Here is a 15453-nt window from a genome sequence, read left to right on the forward strand (position 1 = left end):
ACTGTCGCTTCCGCAGTGTCAGCGGGAGGCGAACGGGGCGTCCGTGGGGACGATCTCGCGGCCCAGCGGGAGCAGCGAGAGCGGGACCATCTTGAAGTTGGCGATGCCGAACGGGATGCCGATGATCGTGAGGCAGAGGGCGATGCCGGTGGCGATGTGGCCGAGGGCCAGCCACCAGCCGGCCAGCACCAGCCACAGGACGTTGCCAATGCAGGACGGGGCGCCCGCGTCGTGGCGCTCAACCGTGGTGTAGCCGAACGGCCAGAGGGCGTAGACCGCGATGCGGAAGGCGGCGATGCCGAACGGGATGCCGATGATGGTGATGCAGAGGAGCACACCCGCGAGCAGGTATCCCAGGAACAGCCAGATGCCGCTGAGGATGAGCCAGATGACGTTCAGGATTGTCTTCATTGGCGGCGGCCTGCCATCTGTTCGAGCCGGGCGATGCGCTCGGCCATCGGAGGGTGGGTGGAGAACATCTTGGAAAGTCCCGCGCCGGGCCGGAACGGGTTGGCGATCATCATATGACTCGCTGTTTCCAGACGGGGCTCCGGCGGCAGCGGGAGTTGCTTGGTCCCGGCGTCGAGCTTGCGCAGGGCGCTGGCCAGGGCCAGCGGGTCCCCGGTGAGCTGCGCTCCGGAGGCGTCGGCCTCGTACTCGCGCGAGCGGCTGATGGCCAGCTGGATCACCGAGGCGGCCAGCGGGCCCAGGATCATGATCAGCAGCAGGCCGATCAGCCCGGGGCCCTCGTCGTCGTTCGACCGGCCGATGGGGATGAGCCAGGCGAAGTTCACCAGGAACATGATCACCGAGGCGAGCGCCCCGGCCACCGAGGAGATGAGGATGTCGCGGTTGTAGACGTGGCTGAGCTCGTGACCGATGACCCCGCGCAGCTCGCGCTCGTCGAGGATGCGCAGGATGCCCTCGGTGCAGCAGACCGCGGCGTTGCGCGGGTTGCGGCCGGTGGCGAAGGCGTTCGGGGCCTCGGTGGGTGAGATGTAGAGCCGTGGCATGGGCTGGCGCGCGGACGTGGAGAGCTCGCGCACCATGCGGTAGAGCTGCGGCGCCTCGAACTCGCTCACGGGGCGGGCGCGCATCGCGCGCAGAGCCAGCTTGTCGCTGTTCCAGTACGCGTAGGCGTTCGTCCCGAGTGCGACGAGGACGGCGACGATCAGGCCGGTCCGTCCGAAGAAGCTGCCGATCAGGATGATGAGTGCGGACAGCCCGCCGAGGAGTACGGCGGTCTTGAGCCCGTTGTGCCGGCGGTGCACGGTACGCCCTCCAAGTGGTGCGGCAGGGGAGCCCGTCATGGATCTGAGGGTCTACGGTCCAGTGGACCCTCCCTTCCTGGTCAACGCGAGGTGACGGCGTCTGGTTCCCAGGGCGTGCCGGAGCGGCGGCCCGCCGCCGCCCCCTCGGCGGGGGTGGCGGGGCCGCCGCGCGCGTTACTCCGTACGGGGCAGCCGCCCCGCTCCGGCTACTGCGTGAAGAGGCTTCCCGACGCGACGCGCAGGACGAGCTGCGGGGCGCCCGAGAGGACGACCGCGGTGATCGCGGTCGCGACGATGGCCGCCGCAACCGGCCAGGGGGCCTTCGTACGGGCCTGTGCGCCCTCCGCGCCCTCGGGGACGCGGAAGAGCAGCGCCGTCCAGCGCAGGTAGTAGTACAGGGCGATGACGACGTTGACCGCCATGACCGCGGCCAGCCAGCCCAGGCCCGCGTCGACGGCGGACCGGAAGACGGTGACCTTGGCGAAGAGGCCGATGATGCCCGGCGGCAGACCTGCCAGGCAGAGCAGGAAGAAGGCGAGGGACAGCGCGGCCAGGGGGCGCTCGGCGTACAGGCCTCGGTAGTCGCTGATGCGGTGCAGCGGCTTGGTGCGGGCGACGAGGGCGGCCACGGCGAAGGCTCCGAGGTTCACGGCCGCGTACATGAGCGCGTAGGCGAGGGTGGAGCCGATCTGGTCGCGCTCGGCGTACGCCGCCGCGGCGATCGGGACCAGCAGGTAGCCGGCCTGGCCGACCGAGGACCAGGCGAGCAGCCGTACGGCGCTGTGCGGGCGGTCCGCGGACTGCCGCACGGCGGCGGCGTTGCCCAGGGTCATGGTGAGCGCGGCGAGGACTGCGACGGCCGGGCCCCAGACCTGCGCGTACGCCGGGAAGGCGATCACCGTGACGAGGATGAGGCCGGTGAAGCCGACGGCCTTGCCGATCACCGAGAGGTAGCCGGCGATGGGGAGGGGAGCTCCGACGTAGGTGTCGGGCACCCAGAAGTGGAAGGGGACGGCCGCGGTCTTGAACGCGAAGCCGACCAGGGTGAGCGCGACACCGGCCACGGCGAGGGTGTCGAACTGCCCGGGGACGTCCTCCAGGCGGTCCGCGACCTGGGTGAGGTGCAGCGAGCCGGTGACGGCGTAGACGAAGCTGACGCCCATCAGCGACACGGCGGTGGCCGTGACGGAGGACAGGAAGAACTTCAGGGCGGCCTCGGAGGAGAGGCGGTCGCCGCGGCGCATGCCCACGAGCGCGAAGGCGGGCAGGGAGGCGACCTCCAGCGCGACGATCAGGGTGGCGAGGTCGCGGGAGGCGGGCAGCAGGGCGGCGCCGGCGGCGGAGGAGAGCAGCAGGAACCAGTACTCGCCCGCGGGCATGCGCGTGTCGCGTACGGCGGTGACCGACAGGAGCGCGGTCAGCAGGGCGCCGGCCAGCACCAGGAACTGGACTACGAGCGTGAAGTGGTCGGCGACGTAGCTGCAGGCCTCGGGGTCGGCGGTGAGGCAGAAGGTGGCGCGGTCGCCGGAGCGCAGCGGCAGCAGGCAGGCGGTCGCGGCGGCCAGGCCGGCTACCGCGGTCCAGCCGAGGACCGGCTTGTGGCGCTCGGCGACGAAGAGGTCGGCGACGAGGACGGCCAGGCCGACGGCGGCGGTGATCACCACGGGTGCGATGGCGAGCCAGTCGACGGACTGGACCAGGCTGGGGGTCTCGGCCGCGAGGACCGTCAGGGCCGTCATGAGTTGCCTCCTGCGAGGAGCTGCTGAACGGCCGGGTCGGTCAGGCCGAGGAGGAGCGCGGGCCACAGGCCGGCGAGGACGGTGAGGGCGACGAGCGGGGTCCAGGCGGCGAACTCGTGGCGCTGGACGTCCGCGACGGTGAGCTCGGGACCCGCTTTCGGGTCTCCCATGCAGACGCGCCGTACGACGACGAGCAGGTAGGCGGCCGTGAGCAGGGTGCCGAACGCGCCGACGGCCGTGTACGTGAGGAACGCGGCGCGGGACAGTCCTTCGGCCGGGTCGAAGGCGCCGAACAGGGCCAGCATCTCGCCCCAGAAGCCGGCCAGTCCCGGCAGGCCCAGGGAGGCGACGGCGGCGAAGGCGAGGAGCGCGCCGAGGCGGGGGGCGCGGCCGTAGAGGGCGGCTCCGGTGGCGCCGGCGAGGGTGTCGAGGTCGGCGGTGCCGTAGCGGTCCTTGAGGGCGCCGACCAGGAAGAAGAGCAGGCCGGTGATCAGGCCGTGCGCGATGTTGGCGAAGAGGGCGCCGTTGACTCCGGTGGGGGTCATGGACGCGATGCCGAGGAGGACGAAGCCCATGTGGCCGACGGAGGAGTAGGCGATGAGGCGCTTGAGGTCGCCCTTGTTCCCCTTGCGGGCCAGCGCCAGGCAGGCCAGTGACCCGTAGACGATGCCGACGACGGCGAAGGCGCCCAGGTAGGGGGCGAAAACGGCCATGCCGTCGGGGGTGGCGGGCAGCAGGATGCGGACGAACCCGTACGTGCCCATCTTGAGCAGGACTCCGGCCAGGAGGACGGATCCGACGGTGGGGGCGGCGGTGTGGGCGTCCGGCAGCCAGCTGTGCAGGGGCCACATCGGGGTCTTCACGGCGAGGCCGAGGCCGATGGAGAGGACGGCCAGCAGTTGGGTCGTGCGGGACAGTTCGCGGCCGTTGTCAGAGGCGAGTGCCACCATGTCGAATGTGTCCGCCGTCACACCGATGAGGAGGATGCCGAGCAACATGACGACGGAGCCGAGGAGCGTGTAGAGGATGAACTTCCAGGCGGCGGCTTGCCGCTGAGCACCGCCCCAGCGGGCGATGAGGAAGTACATCGGGATGAGGACCATCTCGAAGGCGAGGAAGAAGAGCAGCAGGTCGAGGACGGCGAAGGTCGCGAGGGTGCCGGACTCCAGGACGAGGAGCAGCGCGACGAAGGCCTTCGGGGAAGGGCCTGCGGGGAGCTTGGAGTAGCTGTAGAGCGCGCAGAGGAAGAACAGCAGCGCGGTCATCACGAGGAGGGGGAGCGAGATGCCGTCGACACCGAGGTGGATCCGGACGTCCAGCGCCGGGATCCAGCTGATGTCCGTCGTCGCCTGGAAGCGGGACGGTGCGTCGTGGTCGAAGCCGAGGGCGAGTGCGATCGCCGCGGCGAGGATCACGCCGGTCACGGTCACGCCGTGGCGGAGCACGGCCTGCTCGGGGCTGCGGCCCTTGAGGCCGGGCGGGGCCGGCAGGAGGGCCGCGACGGCGCCGAGGAGCGGCGCGGCCACGATGAACGCCAGAAGGAACTGCATCACGGACGGGCTGATATCAATCACGGCTGGCTCACGGCTCACGATCCGGCGTTGACGTTGGCGAGGACGGCGGTGGCAATGGCCAGGACCACGGCGCCGGCGAGCAGGGCGCTCAGGTAGCTCTGCACGTTGCCGGTCTGGGCCCGGCGGACGAGCCCGCCGAGCAGCCGGGTGCCGGTGCCCGCGCCGCGGACGTACGTGTCCACGACCTCGCGGTCGAGGAAGGCGACGAGGCGGGCCGCGGCACGGACGGGGCGGACGAAGAGCCGGTCGTAGACGGCGTCGAGGTGGAAGCCCTCGGCCGCATGGCGGTGCAGGGGGCCCAGGAGGGCCCGGCCGGGGTCGGCGGCCGGGCCCGCCGGCACGGCGGGGTGCTCATGGGTGACCTCCGCGACCTCGGGCGTTTCGGCCGCGGACTCGGCTGCCGCCGTGGCCGCGGACACGGCGGCGGACACGGCGGCGGGCTGCTCGGCGGCGGCGCTGCCGGCGGGCCCGGCCGCGGGGGCCTCGGCGGCCTTGGCCGTGGCGCGCTGCCAGAGGGCGTAGGTGAGCATCGCGCCGAGGAGGGCGGCACCCGTGCCGAGGACCGATGTGGCCACGGTGGGGGTGAGCGCCCGGCCGTCGAACCAGTCGGCGAGCGAGTCCGCGGCGAGGCCGAAGCCGACCGACGGGATGGCCAGCAGCCACAGCACGCCGGTCATGGCGAGGGGTTCCTTGCCGTGGTCGGGGGCGGCGGCGCCCCGGCCGCGGAAGGCCATCAGCCACAGCCGGGCGGCGTAGGCGGCGGTGAGCAGGGCGGTGAGCACGCCGGCGATCAGCACCAGCCAGCCGGCGGCGGAGGGAGCGGCGTCCGAGTGACCGGTGGCGGTCTGCTCGGCTGCGACGAGGACGGCTTCCTTGGAGAAGAAGCCGGCGAAGGGCGGGATCGCGGCGAGCGCGAGCAGCGCGATCGTCATCGTCCAGAAGGCGTCGGGGATGCGCTTGGCCAGGCCGTCCATCCGGGACATGGCGGCCAGGGAGTTCGTACCGGCAGCGTGGATGATCACGCCCGCGCCCAGGAAGAGGAGCGCTTTGAAGGCGCCGTGGGACAGGAGGTGGAAGACGGCCGCACCGCGGTCGGCGACGGCCAGGGCGCCGGTCATGTAGGCGAGCTGGCCGATGGTGGAGTAGGCGAGCACCCGCTTGATGTCGTCCTGGGCCAGGGCGGCGAGGCCGGAGCCGACCATCGTGACGGCCGCCATGACGGCCATCACCACCAGTGCGGCTGCGGAGGCCGCGAAGACGGGCAGGAGACGGGCGATGAAGTAGACACCGGCGGCGACCATCGTCGCGGCGTGGATCAGCGCGGAGACGGGGGTGGGACCGGCCATCGCGTCGGGGAGCCAGGTGTGCAGCGGGAACTGCGCCGACTTGCCCGCGACTCCGGCGAGCAGGAGCAGTGCGATCAGCGTCGGGTGGTCGAGTCCGCCGGCGGCGACGGTCCCGAGGATCTTTGTGATCCGGAAGGATCCGGCGTCGGTGGCGAGCGCGAACAGGCCGATCAGGAAGGGGACGTCGCCGAGCTTGGTGACGAGGAAGGCCTTCAGGGAGGCGGAGCGGGCCGCTTCGGTCTCCCAGTAGTGGCCGACGAGGAAGTACGAGCAGATGCCCATGACTTCCCAGCCGACCAGCAGCACCATCAGGTCGCCGGAGTAGACGACGAGCAGCATGGCGGAGGTGAACAGCGAGACGAGGGCCGCGTAGGAGGGGTAGCGCGGGTCGTCGCGGAGGTACGCCGTCGAATAGAGCTGTACGCAGGTGGCGACGACCCCGACGAGGACGGCGACCAGCGCGGCGAAGCCGTCGATGTAGAGCGAGAGGTCGATCGGAACCGAGCCGGTCGGGGTGAGCTCGGTCGCGGTGCTGACGGGCTGCCCGCCGCCCTGGCGGAGGGCTACGGTCACGGCCAGTACGGCGGCGGCGAGCGTCGGCAGGATCGCGAGCGGGCGGACGAATCCGGGGGCGGCGCGGCCGAGCAGCAGGCCCGCCACCGCGCCCAGGAAGGGCAGCAGCGGGACGAGGACGGCGAGGGTCGTGGTGCTCACGCGGCGACCTCCGGCCGGACGCTGCCGGTGCTGGTGCTGTCGGTGCTGTCGTTCGGGCCGGGCTCGTGGCCTTCGGCGGTGTCGCGCAGACGGTCGACGTCCGAGGTGCCGCGGTTGCGGTACACCATCAGTACGATCGCGAGGCCGATGCCGATCTCCGCGGCGGCGATGGCGATGGTGAAGAGGGTGAGGGCCTGGCCGGCGTGCAGGGTGTCGCGCAGCCAGACGTCGAAGGCCACCAGGTTGAGGTTGACGGCGTTGAGCATCAGCTCGACGGACATCAGGACCAGGATGGCGTTGCGGCGGGCGAGCACTCCGTACAGGCCCGTGCAGAACAGGAGCGCCGCGAGCACGGCGGGGTAGGCGAGGTGCATCAGCGCTGCCCCTTGTCTCGGGCGTCGGCGGGGTCGTTGCGGCGGGACAGCACGATGGCGCCGATCAGCGCGGCGAGGAGGAGCACCGAGAGCGCCTCGAAGGGCAGCACCCAGTGCTGGAAGAGGATCTCGCCGGAGACCTTCGTGGAGCCCTGGACCGGCCCGTCCAGGTCGATCCAGGTGGTGCGGAAGGCGTCGACGACGACCCAGACGAGGGCGACCGCGGCGACGACGGCGACGGCGAGGGCGATCCGGCGGTTGCCGGAGTCGGCGTCCGGGGAGCGGCCGATCGGGGCCTTGGTGAGCATGAGCCCGAAGAGGAGCAGCACGACCACGGAGCCGAGGTAGATCAGGACCTGGACCCAGGCGATGAACTCGGCGGTCAGCAGCAGGTACTCCACGGCGATCCCGCCGAGGGCGACGACCAGCCAGAGGGCGGCGTGCACCAGCTGCTTGGTGGTGACCGTGACGAGGGCCGCGCCGAAGGTGGCGAGGCCCACGAGGAGGAAGGCGATCTCGACGCCGGTCGGGGACAGGAATCCGGGCCCGGTGGTGGCGGCTGCGGCCAGGGGGGCGGCGGGGCTCACGCGTCTCCCTCCGGGGTCGGGGTCGGGGTCGTCGGCGGTTCGTCCGCGGCCGGCCGGGCGGCGGCTTCGGCGGCTGCCGCGGCGGCAGCCGCCGCTTCGGCCTTCTCCACCGCCTTGCGGGCGGCGGCGATCTCCTTGGGCTCCTCGGCCTTCGGGTCGAGGGCCGGCGGGGCGGGGACGGTCCACATCCACTCGCGGAGTTTGTCGCGCTCGTGGGTCAGCTCGTGGATGTCGGTCTCCGCGTACTCGAACTCCGGCGACCAGAAGAGGGCGTCGAAGGGGCACACCTCGATGCAGATGCCGCAGTACATGCAGAGGGAGAAGTCGATGGCGAAGCGGTCGAGCACGTTCCGGCTGCGCTCGCGGCCGCCGGGGGTGGCGGCGGGGACCGTCTCCTTGTGGGAGTCGATGTAGATGCACCAGTCGGGGCACTCACGGGCGCAGAGCATGCAGACCGTGCAGTTCTCCTCGAACAGGCCGATGACCCCGCGGGAGCGCGGCGGAAGTTCGGGCTGGACCTCGGGGTACTGGGCCGTGTGTGAGCGCTTCGTCATCGTGCGCAGCGTGACGGCCAGGCCCTTGGCCAGGCCGGATCCGGGGATGGGCATTACTGGATCGCCACCTTCACGATGCCGGTGAGCGCGATCTGGGCGAGCGCGAGCGGGATGAGTGTGGTCCAGGCGAGCTTCTGGAGCTGGTCCTCGCGCAGGCGCGGGTAGCTCACGCGGAGCCAGATCACGACGAAGGCGAGGACCGCGGTCTTGAGCAGGGTCCAGACCCAGCCGAGCCCCTCGGCGCCGAAGGGTCCGTGCCAGCCGCCGAGGAAGAGGACGGTGGTGAGGAAGCAGAGGACGACGATGCCGGCGTACTCGGCGAGCAGGAACAGCGCGAAGCGCAGGCCGGTGTACTCGGTGTACGCGCCGAAGATGATTTCGGAATCGGCGACGGGCATGTCGAAGGGGGGCCGCTGCAGTTCGGCGAGGCCGGCGGTGAAGAACACCAGGGCGCCGGCGATCTGCCAGGGCAGCCACCACCACTCGAAGGCCTCCACGATGCCGGGGAGGGAGACCGTCCCGGCCGCCATCGCCACGGAGGCGGCGGCGAGCAGCATCGGGAGCTCGTAGGCGAGCAGCTGCGCGGCCGTGCGCAGGCCGCCGAGCAGGGAGAACTTGTTGGCGGAAGCCCAGCCGGCCATGAGGGAGCCGAGGACTCCGACGCCCATGACGGCGAGCACGAAGAACAGACCGGCGTCGATGACCTGGCCGACCGCGCCCTCGCCCGGACCGATCGGGATGGCGAGGAGGACCAGGAGGTACGGCAGCAGGGCGACGGCGGGGGCCAGCCGGAAGATCCTGCGGTCGGCGCCCGCCGGGACGACGTCTTCCTTCTGAGCGAACTTCACGCCGTCGGCGACGAGCTGCGCCCAGCCGTGGAACCCGCCGGCGTACATGGGGCCGAGGCGGCCCTGCATGTGGGCCATCACCTTGTGCTCGGTCTGCCCGACAACGAGCGGGAGCACGAGGAAGACGGCGAAGACGACGATCAGCCGCAGGGCGACGTCGAGGACGTCGTTCACGCGTCGCCTCCGTTGTCGGTGGTGGGGTGGGTCTCGGTGGATTCCCCGGGCTCGGCCTGCGCGGCCCGCTCGGGGCCGGACTCGTCGTAGGCGGGCTTCGGGTCGTGCCAAGGGGCGTCGGAGCTGCGCGGGGCGGGGCGGCGCGGCGCGCGTGCAGCGGGCTCCGTGGCCGGCGGGCCGGCGTCCGGCGCGGCCGGCGTCGTGCCCGGGTCCTGGCTCGCCGAGCCGTCGGCCGCCGAGCGGGTGCGGCGCGCCGGGCGGGCCGGGGCTTCGGAGGCCTCTGGGCCGGCAGCGGCGGCGTCCGGGGCGGCCTGTTCGGTGGCCGGAGCGGCAGCGGTGTCGGCCGCCTGGCTCGCCGAGCCCTCCGTGACCGAGCGGGTGCGGCGCGCCGGGCGGGCCGGGGTCTGCGGGGTGGCGGCCTCGGCGGTCTGGGTGGCCGAGCCCTCGGCGACCGAGCGGGTGCGGCGGACGGGGGCGCCCTCGCGCGGGGTGCGGGCGGCGGCGCCCGCACCGGCGGCCCGCGGGGTGCGGGCGGGGCGGGCCGGGGCCGGCGGGAGCTGGCCCTTCATGGGGCCCCAGTCGTTGGGGTCCGGCACGCCGGGCGGCAGCATCTGCCGGCGCTTCGGGGCGTCGGGGTCGTGGGCCTCACCCGGCTCCTTCGCCCCCGGCCAGGCCTTCGCGACGCGCGCGGCCAGCACGAAGTCCTTGCGCAGCGGGTGTCCCTCGAAGTTCTCCGGGAGGAGCAGGTGTACCAGGTGCGGGTGGTCGGTGAAGGTGATCCCGAACATCTCGAACGTCTCGCGCTCGTGCCATTCCGCCCCCGCGTACAGGGCCACGGCCGACGGCAGCGAGGGAGAGCCGTGCGGGACGGTCGTGCGCAGCAGGAGCCGGCGTACGCGGCGGTTCTCCAGCGAGGCGACGTGCGCGCAGACCCGGAAGCCGGTGCCGGGCTCGTCCACGGCGCTCAGCCAGTCGAAGTACGTGCAGCCCAGCTTGTCCCGGGCGATCTCCAGCGAGGAGATCCAGGAGCCGACGGGCACGTCGACGGTGAGGACGTCGTACGAGAGCTCGGCCACGGCCTCGGCGCCGAAGAGCGTCGGCGCGGCGTCGGGGAGGGAGTCGTAGAGGTTCACGCGCCGGCCCCCTGCCCGGGTGCCGGCGGGGCCGTGACCAGGCCGCTGGTCAGCTGGGAGACGGACGGCCCCGACGCATAGCGGTCGGCCAGCGACTCACGGGCGATCTTCTCCTGGAGCTTGAGGATGCCCTGCAGGAGCGCCTCCGGGCGCGGCGGGCAGCCGGGCACGTAGACGTCGACGGGGATGATCTGGTCGACGCCCTTCGTCACCGAGTACGAGTCCCAGTACGGGCCGCCGCAGTTGGAGCAGGCGCCGAAGGAGATGACGTACTTCGGCTCCGGCATCTGCTCGTAGAGCCGCTTGACCGCGGGGGCCATCTTGTCCGTGACGGTGCCCGAGACGATCATCAGATCGGCCTGGCGCGGACCCGGTGCGAACGGGATGACGCCGAGGCGGATGAAGTCGTGCCGGGCCATCGACGCGGCGATGAACTCGATCGCGCAGCAGGCCAGGCCGAAGTTGAAGACCCACAGGCTGTACCGGCGGCCCCAGTTCAGGACCACCTTCATCGGTTCCGGGGCCAGGCGGGAGAGGACTCCGAGGCGCTTGGGCTCGGGGAGCAGCTCCGGCTGAGGTGTCACGTCCATTCGAGGACGCCCTTCTTGTACGCATAGAGCAGGCCGACGGCCAGGAAGCCCAGGAAGATGAACATCTCGACCAGGGTCGTGGCGCCGTAGCCGGCGGCGGCGAACACCGTCGCCCACGGGAACAGGAAGATCGAGTCGACGGCGAAGATGACGTAGAGGAACGCGTAGACGTAGTAGCGGACCTGGGTGTGCGCCCAGCCCTCGCCGACGGGGTCCACGCCGCATTCGTAGGTCAGCAGCTTCTCGGGGGTCGGGACCACGGGCCGCAGGAGGCGGCCCGCGCCGAAGGCGACGGCCACGAAGAGCACACCGAGGGCTGCGAGCAGACCGACGACCGAATAACTCCGGAAGTAGTCCGCCGCGAGCACGGTTACGGTCGATACCGTTGCTTCGGGCACGTCCGTTCCTCGCTCCTCGGTCACTGTCGACGATCTGGTACGGACGGGAGTCTAGGGCCTGCCCCACACGGGGTGGGGTTATCCCCCGTTCACAGCACCCCGGCCACCCCATGGCACCAGCGAGTCCCGCTTGACAGGCTGTGGCGCATGACCACGAGCCCGGCCATAGCCGACACCGACCGACCTCCCCCCGTACGGCCCGTGTTCAGCGCCGTCACGTTGAAGGAAATCGCCCATCTGGTGACCAATCTGCCGGAGGCGGTCGTCGGTTTTGTTTACGCGGTCGTCATGATTTCCACCGCGGGCGGTCTTTCCGTGACCGCGATCGGACTTCCTTTGCTTGCGGTCGGCCTCCTTCTGTCTCGGCAATGGGGACGGCTGGAGCGGGCCCGCGCACGGTTGCTCCTGGGCGTGGGGGTGGAGGAGCCGACCCCGCTCCCCGGTCCGCGGCGGTCCGGCGGCTTCTTCCCCTGGCTGTGGACGAGCATCAAGGATCCGGTCGGCTGGCGGGCCGTGCTGTACCAGCTGATCCGGCTGCCCTGGGGGATGCTCACCTTCACGGTAGTCCTGACCGGGCTGTTCGTGCTGTGGCCGGTGCTGCCGTATCTGGTGCGGCTGCTCGCGAACGCGGACCGCGCGATGGTGCGGGGCCTGCTGTCGCCCTCCGACGACCTGGAGCGTCGGATCGCGGAGCTGGAGTCCGACCGGGGCGTGGTCGTGGACACGGCCGCCGCCGACCTGCGGCGCATCGAGCGGGACCTGCACGACGGGGCGCAGGCGCGGCTGGTCGCGCTGGCGATGGGGCTGGGCCTGGCGAAGGAGAAGCTGCTGGAGGACCCCGAGGGCGCTGCGGCGATGGTCGACGAGGCCCACGACGAGGTGAAGCTGGCGCTCCAGGAGCTGCGGGACCTGGCCCGCGGGATCCACCCGGCCGTGCTGACCGACCGGGGTCTGGATGCGGCGCTGTCGTCGGTGGCGGCGCGGTGCGTGGTGCCGGTGAAGGTGTTGGTGGACCTGCCGACGGGACCGCAGGCGCGGCCGGCCGAGGCGATCGAGGGCATCGCGTACTTCGTGGTGTCCGAACTGCTGCAGAACGTCAGCAAGCACGCGAGGGCGCGGGGGGCGACCGTGGAGGTCTGGCGGGCGGGGGCGCGGCTGATGATCCGGGTGTCCGATGACGGGCGGGGCGGGGCGGACACGTCCGGCGGGACGGGGCTGGCGGGGCTGGCCGAACGGCTGGGCGCGGTGGACGGGGTGCTGGTCGTCGACTCCCCCGAGGGGGAGGGGACGGTGGTGACGGCGGAGCTGCCGTGGCGTGACCGCCGGGGCCGACTCTGAGGCGCGCGGGGTGCAGCCGGTGTGTGGTGGTGGGCGGTGCTTCCGTCCAGGGGTGAGCGGGCTCCCGTCCAGGGGTGGGCGGGGGCCCGTCCAGGGGTGGGCGGGGGCCCGTCCGTGTGTCCGGCTCGTGGCCGCTCCCCGGGGCTCCGGTTCCGGCTCCGGCTCCGGCTCCGGCTCCGGCTCCGGCTCCGGCTCCGGCTCCGGCGGTGCCGCATCGACAGGGGTGGGGTTATCCCCCGGGTGGAGAGGCCCACCCGCCGCATGGTCCGGGGGTGGCGGCGGGCGGGAGGGTGGGGGTGTGGCCGAGGAGTGGAAGGGCGGGACGTGAGATGGACGACGGCAAGGGCGGGCGGGGCGGGGTCGGTGCGGTGCTGCTGGCCCCGGTGGCGGGGCGGACCTGGCGGGAGTTCGCGTACCTCCTGGTCGGGCTGCCGCTGAGCACGCTGTACTTCTCCCTCACCATCACCGGCGTGAGCCTCGGTGCCGGCCTGCTCGTCACCTTCTTGGGCGTCCCGGTACTGGCGGGGGTGCTGGCCATGTGCCGCGGGTTCGGGCGGCTGGAGCGGATCCGGGTGCGCGTGCTGCTCGGGGCGCACATCAGCGAGCCGGCGCCGATCCGTGCGAAGAAGAGCGGGCCGCTCGCCGCCATGGGCGCGGTCCTGCGCAGCGGCAGCGCCTGGCGGCACGCGCTGTACTCCGTGATCCACTTCCCGTGGGCGGTGTTCGCCTTCTGCGTGGCACTGACCTTCTGGGCGGTCGGCTGGACGTACCTGCTGTACCCGCTGTGGTTCTGGGTCCTCCCCACCTGGACCGACCAGCCGGGGCTCCAGCTCTTCCAGAACGACGACTACTCCTTCTACCTCGACTCGCCCGCGGAGATCGCCCTCACCTGCCTCGTCGGGCTGGCCGTCACCCTCGCCACCCCGTGGCTGTTCAGGGCGCTGACCACGGTGGACCGGGTCGTGGTCGGCGGGCTGCTCGGTGCGTCCCGGCTGGACAGCCGGGTCACCGAGCTGGAGTCCGACCGGGGGGTCGTCGTGGACACCGCCGCCGCCGACCTGCGGCGCATCGAACGGGATCTGCACGACGGTGCCCAGGCACGGCTGGCGGCGCTGGCGATGGACCTGGGGCTGGCGAAGGAGAAGTTCGGCCAGGACCCCCAGGCCGCCGCCCGCATGGTGGACGAGGCGCACGGCGAGGTGAAGACCGCCTTGCAGGAGCTGCGGGACCTGGCCCGCGGAATCCACCCGGCCGTGCTGACCGACCGCGGGCTGGACGCCGCGCTGTCCTCGGTGGCCGCCCGGTGCACCGTGCCGGTACGGGTGGAAGTGGACCTCGCGGCCAGGCCGGCCGCGGCCATCGAGGGGATTGCGTACGCCACGGTCTCGGAGCTGCTGCAGAACATCGGCAGGCACTCCGCGGCCCGATCGGCCTCGGTGGACGTGTGGCGGTCCGGGGGGCGGCTGCTGCTCCGGGTGGCCGATGACGGCCGGGGCGGCGCGAGCGTGCGGGCCGGGACGGGGCTGGCGGGGCTCGCCGAGCGGCTGGACGCCGTGGACGGGGTGCTGGTCGTCGACTCCCCCGAGGGCGGGGGCACGACGGTCACCGCCGAGCTGCCGTGGCGGTCCTGACGCCGGTGCGGAGCCGTGGGACCCCCGTCCGGGTGGGCCGGGGGTCCGTCCGCGCGCCCGCCCCACCGCCGCCTCCCGGCCCGCTTCCCCGAACCCCGCGCCCCGGACTCCCGGGCCACACCGGAGGGCGCCCCGGGCGGGGCTGAAACGGCGCGGCGCCGCCGCTCAGGATCCCCGGACGGGAACCCGGGGTGGGCATCCGGACGGAAATCCGGGGCGGGCGTCCGAGCGGGAATCCAGGCCGCGGACGCCGACGCGGCCGGACGGCGCCGGCTCCCGTGGATCCGGAGCTCTGGCTTCCATCAGCTCGGTGTGCGAAAACTCCCCTCGTACGCCCACGTGTTGTCCCGGCTCTGCCTTCACCGGGACTTAAGGCTGGGATGCTTGGCTGAGTCGGGCAGTACGGGAACGAGTGGACGCGGGAGCTGCTGAGTCGTGGAAGACAGGGTGCGGGTGGTCATCGCCGAGGATTCCGTACTGCTGCGCGAGGGCCTGACCCGGTTGCTGACGGACCGGGGGCATGACGTCGTGGCGGGCGTCGGGGACGGGGAGGCCCTGATCAAGACGGTGGCGGACCTCGCCGCCGAGGATGCGCTGCCCGACGTGGTGGTGGCGGACGTGCGCATGCCGCCGACGCACACCGACGAGGGCGTGCGGGCCGCCGTACGGCTGCGGCGCGACCACCCCGGGATAGGCGTGCTGGTGCTGTCGCAGTACGTGGAGGAGCAGTACGCCACGGAGCTCCTGGCCGGTTCCAGTACCGGAGTGGGGTATCTACTGAAGGACCGGGTGGCCGAGGTGCGCGAGTTCCTGGACGCCGTGGTCCGGGTGGCCAGGGGCGGCACCGCCCTAGATCCCGAGGTCGTCGCCCAGCTGCTGGGGCGCAGCCGGAAACAGGACGTCCTGGCGGGTCTGACGCCGCGCGAGCGCGAGGTGCTGGGGCTGATGGCCGAGGGCCGTACCAATTCCGCCGTGGCCAAGCAGCTGGTCGTGAGCGACGGAGCGGTGGAGAAGCACGTCGGCAACATCTTCATGAAACTGGGCCTGTCGCCGAGTGAGGGGGATCACCGGCGCGTACTGGCCGTTCTCACCTATCTGAAATCTTGATCGACTGAAACTTTGTCAGATACGGCATACCGGCAGGGCCGTCTCGAATTATGGCCCTACGGTCCAGAATGTGGT

At 72.2% G+C, this 15453-nt stretch carries 15 protein-coding genes; 3 read left to right on the forward strand and 12 right to left on the reverse strand.

Annotated elements, in window-relative coordinates:
- Window positions 1-18 precede the first annotated feature (18 nt).
- The 12 genes from AW27_RS13405 to AW27_RS13460 form a co-directional block, all read right to left on the reverse strand.
- Complete coding sequence (locus tag AW27_RS13405; protein WP_037918887.1) at window positions 19-411, reverse strand: YccF domain-containing protein; 393 nt, start codon at window positions 409-411, stop codon at window positions 19-21.
- Entirely contained in the window at window positions 408-1271 is an 864-nt protein-coding gene (gene htpX, locus AW27_RS13410; RefSeq protein WP_037918886.1) for a zinc metalloprotease HtpX, read from the reverse strand. Before htpX ends, AW27_RS13405 begins: the two co-directional genes overlap by 4 nt.
- A gap of 206 nt (window positions 1272-1477) precedes the next feature.
- On the reverse strand, window positions 1478-3010 hold the full coding sequence (locus tag AW27_RS13415; RefSeq protein ID WP_078556102.1) for an NADH-quinone oxidoreductase subunit N: 1533 nt from the start codon (window positions 3008-3010) through the stop codon (window positions 1478-1480).
- Complete coding sequence (locus AW27_RS13420) at window positions 3007-4560, reverse strand: complex I subunit 4 family protein (RefSeq protein WP_037918885.1); 1554 nt, start codon at window positions 4558-4560, stop codon at window positions 3007-3009. The genes AW27_RS13415 and AW27_RS13420 overlap by 4 nt, the downstream gene beginning before the upstream one ends.
- Before the next feature lie 38 nt (window positions 4561-4598).
- Complete coding sequence (locus AW27_RS13425; protein ID WP_037918883.1) at window positions 4599-6644, reverse strand: NADH-quinone oxidoreductase subunit 5 family protein; 2046 nt, start codon at window positions 6642-6644, stop codon at window positions 4599-4601.
- A complete protein-coding gene (gene nuoK / locus AW27_RS13430; RefSeq protein WP_037918881.1) occupies window positions 6641-7018 on the reverse strand; it encodes an NADH-quinone oxidoreductase subunit NuoK in 378 nt (125 codons plus the stop codon). Before nuoK ends, AW27_RS13425 begins: the two co-directional genes overlap by 4 nt.
- Window positions 7018-7605, reverse strand: a complete 588-nt coding sequence (locus tag AW27_RS13435; protein WP_370466479.1) for an NADH-quinone oxidoreductase subunit J family protein — start codon at window positions 7603-7605, stop codon at window positions 7018-7020. The genes nuoK and AW27_RS13435 overlap by 1 nt, the downstream gene beginning before the upstream one ends.
- Complete coding sequence (locus AW27_RS13440) at window positions 7602-8213, reverse strand: NuoI/complex I 23 kDa subunit family protein (protein WP_037918880.1); 612 nt, start codon at window positions 8211-8213, stop codon at window positions 7602-7604. The genes AW27_RS13435 and AW27_RS13440 overlap by 4 nt, the downstream gene beginning before the upstream one ends.
- Window positions 8213-9181, reverse strand: a complete 969-nt coding sequence (locus tag AW27_RS13445; protein WP_037918878.1) for a complex I subunit 1/NuoH family protein — start codon at window positions 9179-9181, stop codon at window positions 8213-8215. Before AW27_RS13445 ends, AW27_RS13440 begins: the two co-directional genes overlap by 1 nt.
- Window positions 9178-10314 (reverse strand): NADH-quinone oxidoreductase subunit C, encoded by a 1137-nt coding sequence (locus AW27_RS13450; RefSeq protein ID WP_304949866.1) that lies wholly within the window; start codon window positions 10312-10314, stop codon window positions 9178-9180. The genes AW27_RS13445 and AW27_RS13450 overlap by 4 nt, the downstream gene beginning before the upstream one ends.
- Complete coding sequence (locus tag AW27_RS13455) at window positions 10311-10904, reverse strand: NADH-quinone oxidoreductase subunit B (RefSeq protein ID WP_037918876.1); 594 nt, start codon at window positions 10902-10904, stop codon at window positions 10311-10313. Before AW27_RS13455 ends, AW27_RS13450 begins: the two co-directional genes overlap by 4 nt.
- On the reverse strand, window positions 10895-11302 hold the full coding sequence (locus tag AW27_RS13460; RefSeq protein ID WP_037918874.1) for an NADH-quinone oxidoreductase subunit A: 408 nt from the start codon (window positions 11300-11302) through the stop codon (window positions 10895-10897). Before AW27_RS13460 ends, AW27_RS13455 begins: the two co-directional genes overlap by 10 nt.
- A 147-nt stretch (window positions 11303-11449) precedes the next feature.
- Between AW27_RS13460 and AW27_RS13465 the strand changes: the two genes are divergently transcribed.
- The 3 genes from AW27_RS13465 to AW27_RS13475 all read left to right on the forward strand — a co-directional run bounded on the left by AW27_RS13465 (window position 11450) and on the right by AW27_RS13475 (window position 15378).
- The gene (locus AW27_RS13465) at window positions 11450-12640 is read left to right on the forward strand and encodes a sensor histidine kinase (protein ID WP_037918872.1); all 1191 of its coding nucleotides are present in this window, start codon (window positions 11450-11452) and stop codon (window positions 12638-12640) included.
- 329 nt (window positions 12641-12969) lie between these two features.
- Window positions 12970-14271: a sensor histidine kinase gene (locus tag AW27_RS13470; RefSeq protein ID WP_052030266.1), complete on the forward strand. Its 1302-nt coding sequence runs from the start codon at window positions 12970-12972 to the stop codon at window positions 14269-14271.
- 447 nt (window positions 14272-14718) lie between these two features.
- Window positions 14719-15378, forward strand: coding sequence for a response regulator transcription factor (locus AW27_RS13475; protein ID WP_037918870.1), 660 nt, complete (start codon window positions 14719-14721; stop codon window positions 15376-15378).
- The last annotated feature ends 75 nt before the right edge of the window (window positions 15379-15453 follow it).

The sequence above is a fragment of the Streptomyces sp. PCS3-D2 genome, assembly GCF_000612545.2.
In the GTDB taxonomy this organism is placed as follows: Bacteria; Actinomycetota; Actinomycetes; order Streptomycetales; family Streptomycetaceae; genus Streptomyces.